The organism is Paeniglutamicibacter cryotolerans (genome assembly GCF_014190875.1).
Lineage (GTDB): Bacteria > Actinomycetota > Actinomycetes > Actinomycetales > Micrococcaceae > Paeniglutamicibacter > Paeniglutamicibacter cryotolerans.
The window spans coordinates 2718137-2734591 of sequence record NZ_JACHVS010000001.1; the positions used below are offsets into that span (position 1 = coordinate 2718137).

Consider the following 16455-nt stretch of genomic DNA (forward strand, 5'->3'; position numbering starts at 1 on the left):
AACGTCCACTGGATTGCAGCCGCAGCAGCCGCAGCAGCCGCAGCATCCGCGCCTCGGTTCATCGGGGTCGGCCGGGTTGATGGGGGTTTACTGCAGGGCGGAGGTGAGCCGGGCCAGGTTGTCCAGCACGGTGGATCGCAGCGGCTGGCGCATCCATTCCTCGAGGGTCAGCTCGCGGCTGATCGAACGGTAGCCGTCCTCGACGGCGCGCATGTCGCGCACGAACGACTCTCCGCGGATCAGCATCGAGACCTCCATGTTCAGTCCGAAGGAACGCATGTCCATGTTGGATGAACCGATCAGCGCCACGTCGGAATCGATGGTGAAGTGCTTGGCGTGCAGGATATAGGGGGCCGGGTAGAGGTAGATCCGCACTCCGGCGCGCAGCAGCTGCTCGTAGTAGGACCGTTGCGCGTGGTAGACCAGCGCCTGGTCGCCGATCTCCGAGACGAACAGGTCGACCGGCACACCGCGCTGCACTGCGGTGGTCACCGCGAACATCAGCGACTCGTCGGGCACGAAGTAGGGCGAGGTGATGACGATGCGTTCCTGGGCACTGTAGAGCATGCCCAGGAAAAGGCGCAGGTTGTTCTCGCCCTCGAAGCCGGGGCCCGAGGGGACGATCTGAGCCTGCAGGTCGCCGCGCACGTCGTGGGGATCGATGAACGCCGGGCCCAGTTCGCTGAAGCTGGTGGCGGAGTCGGCGTACTCGGCGCGCTTGACGCCGTCGCGGATCACCTGACCGGTCTCCGAAAACCAGTCGGAAATGAAAATCGCGTCCAGCGCCGCGACGACCGGCCCTTCGACCCGGGCGACCAGCTCCTTCCACTTCAGCCCGCGCTTGATGTTGGACTTCATGTTGTAGGTCCGGTCGATGAGGTTCAGTGAGCCCATGTAGCCGACGCGGCCGTCGATGATCAGGATCTTGCGGTGGTTGCGCAGATCCGGGCGCTGCAGCTTGCCCTTCAGCGGCTGCAACGGCAGCATCAACTCCCAACTGGCACCCATCGCGGTCAAGCGCTCCCGGGTTTCCCGCGAGTACGGCTTGCGCATCGAGGCCCAGTGGTCGAGCAGCACGTTCACGTGCACGCCGCGGGCCACAGCGCGCTCCAGGGCGTCGAAGAACGGTTCGGTGGTGGCATCGAGGGAGAGGATGTAGAACTGCACGTGAACGTATGCGGTGGCCGTTTCGACCTCCGCCGTCATGGCGTCCAGCGTTTCCTGGTAGCCGCCGAGCAGCGTCGCGCCGTTGCCCTCGAGCAGGGGCAGCGCGCCCAGGTTCGAGTTCAGTTCGGTCAGCGAGTTGAACCACTGCGGAGCATCGGGATCGTCGTGGTGGTCGTTCTCGGTGACCGACTTGATGAATTCGTTGATTTCGGCCTGGACCTTGCGGCGCTTGCGCGGAAGCTTCGGGCTGCCGATGATCAGGAACAGGACCACGCCCAGGGAAGGCAGGAAGAAGATCGCCAACAACCAGGCCATGCCCGATGTGGGGCGGCGGTTGCGTGGCACGATGATGACGGCCAGGGCGCGAATCAGGATATCGATGACGAGGACTGTGATGACCCACCAGGTGGCATTATCGAACACGGGTATTTTCCTCTGCTGTGGATGGGACTCAGCCCCACGCTATAGGAAAAGCGGTTCCCGGCGGGGGTATTGCCGGTGTCAAAGTGAATTGTGCCGCGTCGTCATCCATGGTCGCCCCGGAGCAGGGCCAGCCGTTCGGATTCGCGCGGGGACTGGATGACGGAATTGCCGGCTCCGTCGAAGGTCTTCACCGGGCGCATCGCATCCCAGGGCCGCCAGCCCGGATTTCCCGTCGTGGCGAAGGAGACCCAGGCGCCATGCATCGCATCGGCCAGCGCCTGCGGGGCATCGGGCCCGACCAGTGCCACGGCATCGGCACCCCCCAGATGGTCGAACACGAAACCGAGTTCCACGGCGTGTGCCGCGCCCAGCCGTTGCACCGGGCTGGGCCAGCCGAACTCGTAGACATACGTCGAACCACCGTTGGCCAGGCGCGCATCGGCCAGCCGGTGCGCGGGAATCCGCAGCAACTGTTCCGTGAAAACGGCTCCGAGCACCTCCCCGTTCGAGGCCCCGGGCCGGTTAGACCGGAAGAGCCGCAGCGTCTCGGCTGGGATGTGCAGGCGGTGCCGGGCCAGTGCCAGGGCCAGCCGGTCGACCCGGTCCGCCAGCCCGGTGGGTACAAGCCAGAGCCGGGCTTCCTCGGAAGTGGTGCCGATGAGCAGGTCGATGCCGCCGCCGGCAACGTGCTCCAGCGCCTCGTCCGGGCTGCGCGGGATCAGTGGCAGGCCGATGCTCAAGGAGAACCCCGGCGCCCGGGATAGCGGTCCGCCGCCCGGGGCCACACGGGTCTGGGCCGCCAGGATGTCCGCGGCCGGGACCTCGGAAAAAGCCGGCCGGGTGGTGTCGATGCCGAGGTCGTGGGCGATCGCATGGGTTGCCCGCGCACTCTGATTGGACGGGAGCGCGTTCAGCGGCGCACTTTGGATGATGGCCCGCTGGATCAGGGACGCCGCCCGTTGGTGGGCCAGCAACGCGGCAACAGTATTGCCTCCGGCCGAATGGCCCACCACGGTGACCCGCGCCGGATCACCGCCGAAGGCCCTGATATTCCTGGCCACCCAGTCCAGCGCGGCCAACTGGTCCGCCAGGCCCCGATTCAGCGGGGCACCGTCGAGCACGCCGAAGCCCTCGGCACCGAGACGGTAATTGGGGGCGACGAAGATCAATCCGTCGCGGGCGAACGCGCCGCCATCGTAACCCTCGATGGCATTCGACCCGCGGGTGAGGCCGCCGCCGTGAAAGAAGACCAGAACCGGGCGCAGGTATTTGCCGGGTTCGGCCGGGACGCAGATGTTCAGATTCAGGTATCCGTCACCGGGGACCCGGACGGAAGGCAGCAACCGGCCAAGTGCCCCTGGATAGGGGACCTGAGGCGCGGTGGGGCCCGGGGTCGAGGCGTCGAACTCGGTAACCCATTCGGGGGCGCGGGCCGGCGGGCCGAAGCGGTGCATGCCCACGGGCGCCGCCGCATAGGGGATGCCCAGGAACCGGTGGATTCCCCCGGCGGCGATGCCGCGGACCGGACCGCTGGCCGTATAGACAAGCAGGCGCTCGCCGGCATCGGAGCGGTGGGTGAGGCTCATCGCATCGGTCTCCTGCCGGCTGAGGGGGCAACCCCCGGGATGGCTCCACGATAACCCCGCTTCGGGCGCCGTGGAAGAGCTGCTCAGTTGCGCCTCCGGGTTGGGCGTGCGCAACTAGTGGGGTGGAAGCCACCGAGGGGCATCATGCTGCCCGCCCGGCTGGGACCGGCACGCGGTGGACGCGGTGCGCTACGGGGCCAGCAGCTTCCTGCCCCAGGGCAGCACCCCGGAGTTCGCCTGTGAATTGATCAGGACTGTGCGCGCCGGGCATGCGGTGATCGCGCCGCAGGCCCTGGGAGCGCTGCGCACCGCGGAGCCGGACCCTGCACCCCCGACGCCGGAGCTGTACGTCACGCTGGGCGAACGCGAGGTGCTGGCTGCCGTGGCACGCGGACTGGCTAACCCGGAGATCTGCGCCAAGCTGTTCCTGGGCAAATCGACTGTCAAGACGCGCATCGGCGCGATCCTGCGCAAGCTTGAACTGCGCGACAGGGTCCAGTTCGTCGTGTACCCATACGAAAACCGCGTCGGACGCTGAGCCGAAGGTGAGCTGCGGCACCGAATGAGGTCAAAGCGTGGGACATGCCGTACTGTTCATGGAAGCCAATACGCTTCTTCTCGAGGTTAGTTGCGGTTAGGCCCGTACAATGATCGCCATCGTTGTGCGGGTCGACTTATTTAACCGCCCCGGTGCCTCAGTAGTCGATGTTCTTCGCCAGGTCGGGGTTCTCGCGTTCCCACTGCTCGCGGATGCGGGCGGTCAGGAAGCCGACCCAGGACATGAAGTGGAAGAACCCGGCCATGGCGATGGTCATCCATCCGCTCAACGGCTCACGGCCTGTCGACAGTAGCCATACGCCGTAAATCGCGATCACCACGGCGAAGGCGGTCGGGATGGAGCTCTGGATCCTGATGTTGCGTGGTTTCATCGGCGTTTTGGAGCCGTTGACGTACATGCCCTTGACGTACATGCCCTTGGCGTAGGAGTAGGGGCCGTACTGGTCCCGGAGCCGCTTGCGGTCCCGAATGTAGTTTTCCGGGGGTGGTTCATTGGGTGCCGGCTGCTGTGCCGGTGGTGGTGGGCCCGAAGGCGTCTGCCGCGGGGGCTTCTGGCGCTGATCCACCCAGCGATTTTATCCACAAGAGCGTGGCGAAGGAGCTTGACCAGGCGGGTGGAACTGCCCATGGCCCGCGGCGGGCGCCCAATGCCGGAAGGGCAGGGCAGGGCAAGACAAAAGGAAAAGGCCCCCGGCGCAAGCCAGGGACCTTAGTCCAGTGTGGTGCCCTCGGAGGGATTCGAACCCCCGACCTACGGTACCGGAAACCGACGCTCTATCCCCTGAGCTACGAAGGCATGCCGGAATTTACTGAGCAGCAACACGTGCAACTTTTCATTCCCGGCGTGGGAACATCAACGAGCTTAGCAGTAGTTGGGCGGGCATTGACAAATCGGCTGCCGCGCCGTGCGTTGAATCCGCATCGGAACCCGGCGCAAAAGCATGTGGGGCAGGGAACGTTGCCGCTCCCACGTCATAACGCAAATCCCGGTCCTTCGCCCGGTTATCCTTGAGGGGTGACTCCAGAAGAACTCTCCTCAGCCATTTCCGCCTGCCTCCGCGATGCCGTCGCCGATGGCCAGATTTCCGTCGAGGTCCCCGACGAGGTGCGGGTGGACCGACCGAAGAGCCGGGAGCACGGTGACTGGGCCACCAACATCGCCCTGCAGCTGGGCAAGAAGGCCGGCATGAACCCGCGCGACTTCGCCATGATCCTGCAGGAGCGACTGCTCGGCATCGACGGCGTGACCAAGGTCGACATCGCCGGACCAGGATTCCTGAACATCACCCTCGATGCCGCGGCCGCCGGCGAACTCGCCAAGGTCATCGTCGAGGCCGGTCCCGCCTATGGCAAGAACGACGCACTGGCAGGGCACATCATCAACATGGAATTCGTCTCGGCGAACCCGACCGGCCCGCTGCACATCGGCCATACCCGCTGGGCCGCCCTGGGCGATTCGATCGCCCGCGTGCTCAAGGCCAGCGGCGCCGAGGTGACCAGCGAGTACTACATCAACGACGCCGGCAACCAGATGAACGTCTTCGCGCGCTCCGTCTACAACCGCATGCACTCTCTTCCGGTCCCCGATGGAGGCTACCCGGGCGAGTACATCAAGGAACTCGCCGACATCGTCGCCGCCGCGCACCCGGATGTGCGCACGCTGACCGAGGCCGCCGCGCTGCCGATCATCCGCCACGCCGCGTACACAGCGCAGATGGCAGACATCAAGGACACGCTGAAGGACTTCGGCGTCGAATTCGACGTGTATTTCTCCGAGAGTGGGCTGCACGACGGCGGTGCCGTCGAAAAGGCCGTCGAGCGCCTGCGCGAACAGGGCCACATCGACGACACCGACGGCGCCGTCTGGCTGCGCACCACAGACTTCGGCGATGACAAGGACCGCGTGCTGATCCGCGCCAACGGCGAGCCGACCTACTTCGCCGCCGACGCCGCGTATTACCTGTCCAAGAAGGACCGCGGTTTCGAAGAGAAGATCTACCTGCTCGGAGCCGACCACCACGGCTATGTCTCGCGGCTGAAGGCCATCGCGGCCTGCGCCGGAGATGACCCGGAAAAGAACATCCAGGTGCTCATCGGCCAGCTGATCTCGGTCAACGGCGCCCGCCTGTCCAAGCGTGCCGGCAACATCATTGAGCTGCGCGATCTGATCAACTGGCTCGGCGCCGACGCGCTGCGCTACTCGCTGGGCCGCTACCCGGCCGATTCGCCGATGGCCATCGACCCGGAACTGCTGAAGAAGAACACCAACGACAACCCGGTGTTCTACGTGCAGTACGCCCACGCACGCTCCTGCGCAGCAGCCCGCAACGCGGTGGCCAAGGGTGTCGAGCGCACCGTGTTCGACGCCTCGCTGCTGACCCACGAGACTGAAAACGACCTGCTCGCAGCCCTGGGCAGGTTCCCGTCGGTGGTTGCCGCAGCAGCATCCTTCCGCGAACCGCACCGCATCGCCCGCCACATTGAGACCGTTGCCGGCGCCTACCACAGCTGGTACGCCGCCTGCCGCGTCACCCCGGTGAACGACGGAGCCGTCCAAGACATCCACCGCACCCGACTATGGCTCAACGACGCCACCACCCAGGTCCTGGCCAACGGGCTGGATCTGCTGGGTGTCGGCGCGCCGGAAAAGATGTAACTCCATGGCTCGTTCACCGCTCGCCCCCGAATGGTTGTCCTTCCCCGCCGATGCCAACACGCTGCGCCCGATCGAATGGGCCGCCGGTGTTTCCCGGTCCGCTTCCGGTGCGCTGTCCGTCCAGGGCATCGATGTCGCCGCGCTGGCACAGGAGTTCGGCACGCCGCTCTTCGTGCTCGACGAGGACGACTTCCGCGCCCGGGCCCGGGACTTCAAGACGGCGTTCGACGCCGCCTTTTCCGAGCTCTGCGGTGGGGTCGACGTGTACTACGCCGGCAAGGCGTTCCTGAGCGTCGAGGTGGCCCGCTGGGTGACGGCGGACGGCCTGCGCCTGGACACCTGCTCCGGCGGCGAGCTGGCGGTGGCCCGTGCCGCCGGTGTTCCGGCGGCGAACCTCTCGCTGCACGGCAACAACAAGTCGGTCACCGAGCTGCGCACCGCCCTGGAGATGGACCTGGGCCGCATCGTCGTGGACTCGATGGACGAGCTGGCGCGCGTGGCAAAGCTGGCCGCGGAGGCCGGTGTGAAGGCCAACGTCATGTTGCGCCTGACCCCCGGCGTGCACGCGAGCACCCACGAATTCATCGCCACGGCGCACGAGGACCAGAAGTTCGGCCTCTCCATGCTGCCCGATGCCTCCGGCACGGCCCCGGCCGTGGCTGCCGCCGCCTACGCGCTGGCGCACGGCTCCATCGAGCTGCTGGGCCTGCACGCGCACATCGGTTCGCAGATCTTCGAGCCCGAGGGATTCGCCCTGGCCGCGCAGAAGCTGCTCGGTTTCCTGGCCGGGATCAAACAGCGCCACGGCGTCGAGCTGCCCGAGCTGGATTTGGGCGGCGGCTACGGCATCGCCTACACCGAGACCGATACCCCGCGCCCGCCGGCGGAGCTGGCCGCCGCGATGGCGGCCGTGGTGGGGGAGTCCTGCCTTGAGCTGGGAATTTCGGTCCCGCGGATCTCGATCGAGCCCGGCCGAGCCATTGCCGGACCCTCGACCTTCACGCTCTACGAAGTCGGTGTGCGCAAGAGCGTCCTCGTCGAACACGAGGGTGAGCTGCTGGAGCGCCGCTACGTCTCGGTGGACGGCGGGATGAGCGACAATGCCCGCCCGGTGCTCTACGACGCCGACTACAGCGCCGTGTTGGCAAGCCGTGTGACGGCCGCGGAGCCGATTATTTCCCGCGTGGTTGGCAAACACTGCGAGTCCGGTGACATAGTCGTGAGGAACGTTTACCTGCCCGGGGACATCGCCGCGGGGGACCTGCTTGCCGTCCCCGCCACCGGCGCCTACTGCTGGGCGATGGCCAGCAACTACAACTACCTGGCCCGTCCCGGTGTTGTGGCGGTCCGCGGCGGCGAAGTCCGCCAGCTGATCCGCAGGGAAAACGAATCTGACCTATTGGCCCGTGATTTGGGAGTGTAGTACCCCGTGAAGACACTGAAGGTGGCCCTGCTCGGCTGTGGCAATGTGGGGGCGCAGGTCGCCCGCATCCTGCTCGAGGACGCAAGCGAGCTGGCAGCCCGCGCCGGAGCGAAGCTGGAACTTTCCGGCATCGCGGTGCGCAACATCGAAGCCAAGCGCGACGTCGAACTGCCGCGCGAACTGTTCACCACCGACGCGTTGGCCCTGATTGCCGACGCCGACGTGGTCATTGAACTGCTTGGCGGGATGGAACCTGCGGGCGAGCTGATCTCGGCCGCGCTGGCTTCCGGCGCGTCCGTGGTGACCGGGAACAAGGCCCTGCTGGCCGTCCGCGGCGCGGAACTCGGTGCCCTGGCGGCCGCCAACGGCGCCCAGCTGCGCTACGAGGCGGCCGTGGCCGGAGCGATCCCGATCCTGCGCCCGATCACCGACAGCCTCTCTGGTGACCGCATCACCAAGGTGATGGGCATCGTCAACGGCACCACGAACTTCATCCTGGACGCCATGGACACCACTGGTGCCCAGTTCGCCGACGTGCTCGCCGAGGCACAGGCACTGGGCTACGCCGAGGCCGACCCGACGGCCGACGTCGAGGGGCACGATGCCGCTGCGAAGGCCGCGATCCTGGCCTCGCTGGCCTTCCACACCGACTTCGACCTGGCCGACGTTCACTGCGAGGGCATCAGTTCGGTGTCGGCGGCTGACGTCGCAGCAGCAGCGGACGCAGGCATGGTCATCAAGCTGTTGGCCATCGCCGAACGCCTTGAAGCGGGGATCGCGGTGCGCGTGCACCCGACCCTGCTGCCCCGCAAGCACCCGCTGGCATCAGTACACGGCGCGTATAACGCCGTGTTCGTCGAGGCCGAAAACGCCGGCGAGCTGATGTTCTACGGCGCCGGCGCCGGCGGGGCGCCGACGGCTTCGGCCATCATGGGCGACACCGTTGCCATCGCCCGACGTCTGGTGGCCGATGCCCCGGTCATTGCCTCCGGGGTCCGGGGATCCCAGCCGGCGCTGCGCTTCGACCAGATCGCCACCAGCTATTGGATCTCGCTGCGCGTGGCCGACGAGTCAGGCGTGCTCTCGCGCATCGCCGCCCTCTTCGCCGAGCACGGGGTCTCCATCGAGCTGCTGCGCCAGTCGGTCGTTGACTCGGCGGACGGCGGATCGGCGTTGCTGCGCATCGTCACCCACAAGTCGACCGAGGCTGCGCTTGCCGCCACCGTCGCCGCCGTCGGGAAGCTCGACGTCGTCAAGGAAGTAACCTCCGTACTTCGAGTTGAAGGAAACTAAGTGGCCCACCAGTGGCGCGGAGTCATCCGCGAATATGCCGAACGCCTGCCCGTAACCGAGTCCACGAAGGTGATCACCCTCGGCGAGGGCGGGACCCCGCTGGTCTTCGCGCCGGCGCTGTCCGAGCTCACCGGCTCGAGCGTCTACCTCAAGGTCGAGGGCATGAACCCGACCGGTTCGTTCAAGGACCGGGGCATGACCATGGCCATGACCGCCGCCGTCGCCGCGGGCGCCCAGGCCGTGGTGTGCGCCTCGACCGGCAACACCTCCGCCTCGGCGGCCGCCTACGCGACCCAGGCCGGGCTCAGGTGCGCCGTGCTGGTGCCGGACGGGAAGATCTCCATGGGCAAGATGTCCCAGGCGATCGCCCACGGGGCCGACATCCTGCAGATTGACGGCAACTTCGATAACTGCCTCGAGGTGGCCCGCAAGCTTTCCGAGAACTATCCGGTGTTCCTGGTGAACTCCGTGAACCCGGCCCGCATCGAGGGCCAGAAGACCGGTGCGTTCGAAGTGGTCGATTCCCTGGGCGACGCCCCGGACTACCATGTGTTGCCCGTGGGCAATGCCGGCAACATCACTGCCTACTGGAAGGGCTACAAGGAGTACGCCTCCGAGTACACCAACGCTGCCGGCAAGACGCTGGCACCGGTATCGACCAAGACGCCGATCATGTGGGGCTTCCAGGCCGCAGGCGCCGCACCGATCGTGCTGGGCCACCCGGTCACCGAGCCGGACACCATCGCCACCGCCATCCGCATCGGCAACCCTGCTTCCTGGACGCAGGCCGAGGAAGCCCGCGACGAGTCCGGCGGACTCATCGACTCGGTCACGGACGACGAAATCCTTGCCGCGCACCGCTGGCTCTCCTCCCGCGAGGGCGTCTTCGTGGAGCCCGGCTCCGCGGCTGGCGTTGCCGGGCTGATCAAGCACCACGGTGCGGGCCACGTCCCGGCGGGCAAGACCATCGTGATCACGGTGACCGGTCACGGGCTCAAGGACCCGGACTGGGCGCTGAAGGGCGCCGACGGCACACCGGTTGAGCCGACGAAGGTCGCCTTCGACGTGCTAGCCGTCGCGCAGTCCCTCGACCTGGCCTAGGGGAAACGCGCACCATGAAGAAGATCGCGGCCGGACAGCGCATCAGCGTGAGGGTTCCGGCAACCACGGCCAACCTGGGCCCGGGCTACGACTGCCTCGGGTTGGCCCTGGGCATTGCCGACACCCTCGAGGTCGAAACGACGGCCGATGCCGCGGTCACGGTCCGGGTCACCGGTGAGGGAGCTGCAACGCTCCCCACCGATGCCTCGCACCTGATTGCCCGCACCATCCTGGAACGCTGGGCCGAACTCAGCCTGGAGGCTTCGGGGCTGCTGATCCGGGCGACAAACCTCATCCCGCACGGACGCGGCATGGGCTCCTCCGCCGCCGCCATCGTCTCCGCGCTGATGGCGGCCGATGCCTTGGCTCCGGAGGAGCTGCGCTGCGGCACCGAGGGCATTTTCCAGGCCTCGGCGCGCTGGGAGGGACACCCGGACAACGTCGCCCCGGCCGTCTATGGAGGGCTGACCATTTCGTGGGAGGAACGCGGCGTCTTCCGCACGGCACCGGCCCCGATCCACGCCGACATCGTCCCGGTCATCGCCATCCCCGAAATTGAACTCTCCACCCATGAGGCGCGCGGGCTGCTACCTAGCGCCGTGCCGCATGCCGTCGCCGCGGCAAACGGCGCCCGGGCCGCCTTGCTGATGCATGCGCTGGCCAACGATCCGGCGCTGCTGCTCGATGGTACCGTCGACTACCTGCACCAGGACTTCCGCGCCCCGGCGATGGCTCAAAGCGCGGCGCTCATCGCCGCTTTGCGCGCCGCTGGTTTCCCCGCTGTGGTCTCCGGTGCCGGTCCCACGGTTCTGGTGCTCGCCCCCGACGCCGCGGCGGCCGCCGCCGCCCAGGTGCTGATCAGCGCGCATGTCGCCGCCGATCCGTCGGTTTCGTGGCGTGTCCTGATGCCCGGCGTTGACAATGCTGGTGTTAGAGTGGAAGTGCACTAGCGGCCAGAATGGTTCCTGCCCCCTTTAGTTAGGGCGGACGCCGCGGATCGTGCCCCTGGGGAAACCTCTTTTCTCGGTTTATCCCCAAGCAACGATTTCCGTTCCTAGTCGCAGGCATGTCTCCACGTTTCCTTGCGTTGCCCCAGTCTCCAAGCCTTGATCCGGACCTGTGGGATATTGCAAAGAAGGCAGTGGGGGGATTACTCCGAGAGCCCTTTCCAACACCATGGGAATCGCGATCGACCGGCACCGCATCTGACGCGGTGCCCGGAAAACCAATACCGTGGACCGTTCCGATACGGTTTGCCCGACGAGGGGGAAGGAACCTTCGTGACCGAAACCACCAGCCTTACTGCAGGCGTGGACAGCAATACCCCACCCAAGACCACCGGCCTAGCCGGCCTGAAGCTTGCACAGTTGCAGGCTCTGGCTTCACAGCTGGGCATCACCGGCGGATCGCGGATGCGCAAGGGCGACCTGGTGACCGCCATTACGGCGCACCAGCGTGGCGGCTCCGTCGCGGATCGCGCCCCCAAGGCCAAGGCTGTCGAGCCCGTGGAGGCGGCAGCCGAAAAGGCCCCGGCCAAGCGCGCCAACAGCCGTGCCAAGGCAACTGAGGAAGCCCCCGCAGCAGCGGAAACAGCACCTGCCGAGGAAGTAGCCGAGCCGCGGGCAACCCGTGGACGCGGCCGTAGCCGCCGTGCCGAGTCCGCCCAGGGCTCGAACGAGGAAGCCCCGGCCCCGGCCCCGGCCCCGGCCGTTGCCGCAGCTGCCGAAGAAGCAGCCGAGCCGCGGGCAACCCGTGGACGCGGCCGCAGCCGCCGCGCCGAGTCGGCGCAGGGATCGAACGAGGAAGCATCGGCCCCGGCTGCTGCACTCGAGGCCCCGGCCGAGTCCGAGGAGAAGTCCTCGGATGATTCGGGCAATGAGCCGCGCAACGAGCGTGGCAACCGCAACCGCCGTGAACGCGGACGCAACCGCCGCGAGGACCGCAACGAGAACGAGGCAGCCGCCGAGCAGGCGCCGAAGGCCGAAGCCGTCAAGGCCGAATCCACCGACTCGAACGAGGCTCCGGCCCGTGGCGAACGCGAAGGCAACCGCCGCGAAACCGCCGAGGAGCGCAACAACAACCGACGTGAGCGCAACCGTGAGCGCAACGAGCGCAACCGCGACCGCAACGCCGGCCCGGAGCGCAACCGCGAGCGCAACGACCGCACTGATCGCAACGACCGCAATGTGGATCGCAACAACCGCCGCGGCCGCAACCGCAACCAGCCCGAGGTCGATGACACCGAGCTGAACGACTCAGACGTGCTGCTGCCCGTTGCAGGCATCCTGGACGTGCTGGAGAACTACGCGTTCATCCGCACCACCGGCTACCTGGCCGGCCCGAACGACGTGTACGTGACCCTGAACCAGGTCAAGAAGTACAACCTGCGCAAGGGCGATGCGGTCGTTGGTGCAATTCGAGCCCCCCGTGAGAACGAGAACCAGGGCCAGCGATCCAAGTTCAACGCACTGGTCAAGCTGACCACGATCAACGGCAAGCCGGCCGATGAGAACACCGACCGCGTCGAATTCGGCAAGCTCGTTCCGCTGTACCCGACCGAGCGCCTGCGCCTGGAAACCGACCCGAAGCTGGTCGGTCCGCGCGTCATCGACCTGGTCGCCCCGATCGGCAAGGGCCAGCGCGGCCTGATCGTCTCCCCGCCCAAGGCCGGCAAGACGCTGATCCTGCAGTCCATCGCGAACGCCATCACCATCAATAATCCCGAGGTCCACCTCATGATGGTGCTGGTCGATGAGCGTCCCGAGGAAGTCACCGACATGCAGCGCACGGTGAAGGGCGAGGTCATCGCCTCGACCTTCGACCGTCCGGCAGACGACCACACCACCGTGGCCGAACTGGCCATCGAGCGTGCCAAGCGCCTGGTGGAAATGGGTATGGATGTCGTGGTCCTGCTGGACTCGATGACCCGACTGGGCCGTGCCTACAACCTGGCCGCACCGGCCTCCGGCCGCATCCTTTCCGGCGGCGTGGACTCCTCGGCACTGTACCCGCCGAAGCGCTTCTTCGGTGCCGCACGCAACATCGAGAACGGCGGCTCGCTGACCATCCTCGCCACGGCGCTGGTGGAGACCGGGTCCAAGATGGACGAGGTCATCTTCGAAGAGTTCAAGGGCACCGGCAACATGGAGCTTCGCCTGTCCCGCAAGCTCGCGGACAAGCGCATCTTCCCGGCCGTCGACGTCAACGAGTCGGGCACCCGCCGCGAAGAGAACCTGCTCTCCCCGGACGAGGTCAAGATCATGTGGCGCCTGCGCCGCGTGCTCTCGGGCCTCGACACCCAGCAGGCGCTGGAACTGCTCACGAACAAGATCCGTGAGACCCAGTCCAACGCCGAGTTCCTGATGCTGGTCAACAAGACGACGTTGGGTTCCAAGAACGACGGCTAGCTGCCCCGACGCCCGGTTCCCTCCTGCTGACAGGAGGGAACCGGGCGTTGCCCGTTAAGCACGAACCGAGCATCATTCCCTACACTGGGAACCTAGCCGCAGCGAAAGAAGTGGGAAAAACATGTTTGAATCCGTCAAGGGCCTGCTCGAGGAGCATGCCGCCCTCCAGGCCCAGCTCTCGGACCCCGCCGTCTACCAGGACCAGGCCCTTGCCCGGAAACTGGGACGCCGAAGCGCCCAGCTCAACGGCATCGTCGAGGCGCACAAGCGCTGGAAGCAGATGGACGAAGACCTTGAGGCCGCCCGCGAAATGGCGGCCGAGGACCCGGACTTCGCCGAGGAGGTCGTCGAACTCGAAGAGCAGCTGCCCGTGCTGGAGGAAAAGCTGCGTCGCCTGCTGATCCCGCGCGACCCCAACGACGCACGCGATGTCATCCTCGAGGTCAAGGGCGGTGAGGGCGGCGACGAGGCCGCCTTGTTTGCCGCGGACCTGCTGCGCATGTACACCCGCTACGCGGAGAGCAAGGGCTGGAAAACGGAGCTGATCTCCTTCAACGAGTCGGATCTGGGCGGCTACAAGGATGCCCAGATGGCCATCAAGGGCAAGTCGAACGACCCGGCCCAGGGCGTCTACGCACACCTGAAGTTCGAGGGTGGGGTGCATCGTGTCCAGCGCGTGCCGATGACCGAATCCCAGGGCCGCATCCACACCTCGGCCGCCGGCGTGCTGGTACTGCCCGAGGTCGACGAACCAGAAGAGGTCGACATCCACCAGAACGACCTGAAGATCGACGTCTACCGTTCCTCGGGCCCCGGTGGCCAGTCAGTGAACACCACCGACTCCGCCGTGCGCATCACCCACATCCCCACGGGCATCGTGGTGGCCATGCAGAACGAAAAGTCGCAGCTGCAGAACCGCGAGGCCGGCATGCGCGTGCTGCGTTCGCGGCTGCTGGCTCACCAGCAGGCGATCATCGATGCGGAGAACTCCGACATTCGCAAGTCGCAGGTGCGCACGATGGACCGCTCCGAGCGGATCCGCACCTACAACTACCCGGAAAACCGCATTGCGGATCACCGCACCGGCTACAAGGCCTACAACCTTGACCACGTGATGAACGGCGAACTGGAACCGCTGATCCAGTCGTGCATCGAGATGGACGAACAGTCCCGCCTCGATGCACTGGCCGACAACCAGAAGTAGGGGACACCGGCACCGATGCAGCTTGAGCAGCAGGAACTGGGCGATGCGTTGCGCGCCGCCACGGCGCAACTGGCCGCCGCCGGCGTGCCCACCCCGCGGGTGGACGCCGAGCTTCTGGCCGCCCATCTGCTGGGGGCCTCCCGCGGCGAGGTGGCGGCAATGGCCCTCGGCGGGGCCCCGGCCCCGGAGGGCTTGGCTGGTCTGGTCGAGCGGCGGGCGCAACGCGTCCCGCTACAGCACCTGACCGGCGTGGCCTACTTCCGGTATATCGAACTGGCGGTGGGCCCCGGCGTTTTCATTCCACGCCCGGAGACCGAATCGGTGGCCCAATGGGCGATCGACCAGGCGAAGCTGCTCGAACACGCCCGCGTCGCGGACCTGGGTACCGGTTCCGGTGCCATCGCCGGCTCGATCGCCTTCGAGGTGCCCGGGGCAGAGGTCTTCGCGGTCGAACTCTCCGACGAGGCGCTTCCCTATGCTCGGGCAAACCTCGAACCGCTGGGCGTCAAGCTCATCCAGGGCGACCTGGCCACGGCGCTGGGGGAGTACGACGGGAGATTCGACGTCATCGCCTCGAACCCTCCGTACATTCCGGCCAATGCCGTACCGCGTGAACCCGAGGTCCGCGACCACGATCCGCAGATGGCCCTGTACGGGGGAGGCGAGGACGGGATGGTGCTGCCCAGGGCCGCCGAACGCAGCGCGGCCCGGCTGCTGAAGCCCGGGGGGTTCTTCATCATGGAGCACGCCGAGGTCCAGGCCCCGGCGATGGCCGCCCTGCTGGCGGGCACCGGCGACTGGGATTCGGTCACCACCCACATCGACCTGAACGGGTCGGACCGCGCAACCTCCGGCATCCGCCGGTAACGGCGTCCGGTCCATGGAAGAATGGAAATCGTGACTTCACGCATTAATACCCAAGACCCGGACGGCCGCGAAGCGGGGCTGGCGGCCGCCGCCGCGGCCATCATCGCGCAGCACTGCATCGTCCTTCCCACGGACACCGTGTACGGAATCGGCGCCGACGCCTTCTCGCCGCAGGCAGTGGCAACGCTGCTGGCCGCCAAGGGGCGCGGCCGCACCATGCCACCGCCGGTGCTGATCGGCTCGGCCGCCACCATGGCGGGGCTGGCGCTCGACGTTCCCGCCGGCGCGCAGGACCTGGCCGATGCCTTTTGGCCCGGCGCGCTGACCCTGATCGTCCATTCGCAGCCGTCGCTGACCTGGGACCTGGGCGAAACGATGGGCACCGTAGCGCTGCGCGTGCCGGACGACGAGCTGGCCCTTGAACTGTTGGACAAGACCGGTCCGCTAGCTGTCTCCTCGGCCAACCGCACCGGACACCCGGCGGCCACTACCGCGCAAGAGGCCTTCGAGCAGCTCGCCGAATCGGTCGAGGTGTATCTGGAGGACGGGGTGCGCCCGGTCACGGGCGAGCCGTTGTCCTCGACCATCGTCGACTACACCAGTGAACCCCCGCGCGTGGTCCGGGCCGGTGGCATCGGCATCGACGCGCTGCGCTCGATCGTCCCCGGCATGCTCGATGCCGACGGATCGGCTGCCGGCGAAGCCGCCTCCTAGCCCGGGGTGCGGCCGATCCGGATCGGTCCCCCGCGCCACTACTATCGTAAATAGCT

General features: G+C 67.0%; 13 protein-coding genes and 1 tRNA gene. 10 read left to right on the forward strand and 4 right to left on the reverse strand.

The window, feature by feature from the left end; translation table 11 throughout:
* Positions 1-87 precede the first annotated feature (87 nt).
* Both cls and E9229_RS12495 read right to left on the reverse strand, forming a co-directional pair.
* On the reverse strand, positions 88-1590 hold the full coding sequence (gene cls / locus E9229_RS12490) for a cardiolipin synthase (protein ID WP_312855679.1): 1503 nt from the start codon (positions 1588-1590) through the stop codon (positions 88-90).
* Positions 1591-1691: 101 nt separating this feature from the next.
* A complete protein-coding gene (locus E9229_RS12495; protein WP_183511635.1) occupies positions 1692-3176 on the reverse strand; it encodes a carboxylesterase/lipase family protein in 1485 nt (494 codons plus the stop codon).
* Between the two features lie 175 nt (positions 3177-3351).
* Between E9229_RS12495 and E9229_RS12500 the strand changes: the two genes are divergently transcribed.
* A complete protein-coding gene (locus E9229_RS12500; protein ID WP_183511636.1) occupies positions 3352-3714 on the forward strand; it encodes a response regulator transcription factor in 363 nt (120 codons plus the stop codon).
* 157 nt (positions 3715-3871) lie between these two features.
* On the opposite strand, the gene E9229_RS12505 is transcribed toward E9229_RS12500, so the two are convergent.
* Complete coding sequence (locus E9229_RS12505) at positions 3872-4300, reverse strand: hypothetical protein (RefSeq protein ID WP_183511637.1); 429 nt, start codon at positions 4298-4300, stop codon at positions 3872-3874.
* A 154-nt stretch (positions 4301-4454) separates the two neighbouring features.
* A tRNA-Arg gene (locus tag E9229_RS12510) sits at positions 4455-4530 on the reverse strand.
* A 219-nt stretch (positions 4531-4749) separates the two neighbouring features.
* Here E9229_RS12510 and argS point away from each other — a divergent pair.
* From argS to E9229_RS12555, 9 genes are all read left to right on the forward strand, one after another.
* Positions 4750-6390 carry an arginine--tRNA ligase gene (gene argS, locus E9229_RS12515; RefSeq protein ID WP_183511639.1) on the forward strand — a complete coding sequence of 547 codons (1641 nt, stop codon included), beginning with the start codon at positions 4750-4752 and terminating at the stop codon, positions 6388-6390.
* A 4-nt stretch (positions 6391-6394) separates the two neighbouring features.
* Complete coding sequence (gene lysA / locus E9229_RS12520) at positions 6395-7813, forward strand: diaminopimelate decarboxylase (protein WP_183511640.1); 1419 nt, start codon at positions 6395-6397, stop codon at positions 7811-7813.
* Positions 7814-7819: 6 nt separating this feature from the next.
* The gene (locus E9229_RS12525) at positions 7820-9106 is read left to right on the forward strand and encodes a homoserine dehydrogenase (protein ID WP_183511641.1); all 1287 of its coding nucleotides are present in this window, start codon (positions 7820-7822) and stop codon (positions 9104-9106) included.
* A complete protein-coding gene (gene thrC / locus E9229_RS12530; protein WP_183511642.1) occupies positions 9107-10207 on the forward strand; it encodes a threonine synthase in 1101 nt (366 codons plus the stop codon).
* Positions 10208-10221: 14 nt separating this feature from the next.
* On the forward strand, positions 10222-11157 hold the full coding sequence (gene thrB, locus E9229_RS12535; protein ID WP_183511643.1) for a homoserine kinase: 936 nt from the start codon (positions 10222-10224) through the stop codon (positions 11155-11157).
* A gap of 330 nt (positions 11158-11487) precedes the next feature.
* Positions 11488-13614 carry a transcription termination factor Rho gene (gene rho, locus E9229_RS12540; protein WP_183511645.1) on the forward strand — a complete coding sequence of 709 codons (2127 nt, stop codon included), beginning with the start codon at positions 11488-11490 and terminating at the stop codon, positions 13612-13614.
* A 121-nt stretch (positions 13615-13735) separates the two neighbouring features.
* Positions 13736-14818, forward strand: coding sequence for a peptide chain release factor 1 (gene prfA / locus E9229_RS12545; protein WP_183511646.1), 1083 nt, complete (start codon positions 13736-13738; stop codon positions 14816-14818).
* Between the two features lie 15 nt (positions 14819-14833).
* Positions 14834-15685, forward strand: a complete 852-nt coding sequence (gene prmC, locus E9229_RS12550) for a peptide chain release factor N(5)-glutamine methyltransferase (protein ID WP_183511647.1) — start codon at positions 14834-14836, stop codon at positions 15683-15685.
* Positions 15686-15706: 21 nt separating this feature from the next.
* A complete protein-coding gene (locus E9229_RS12555) occupies positions 15707-16399 on the forward strand; it encodes an L-threonylcarbamoyladenylate synthase (RefSeq protein ID WP_183511648.1) in 693 nt (230 codons plus the stop codon).
* The last annotated feature ends 56 nt before the right edge of the window (positions 16400-16455 follow it).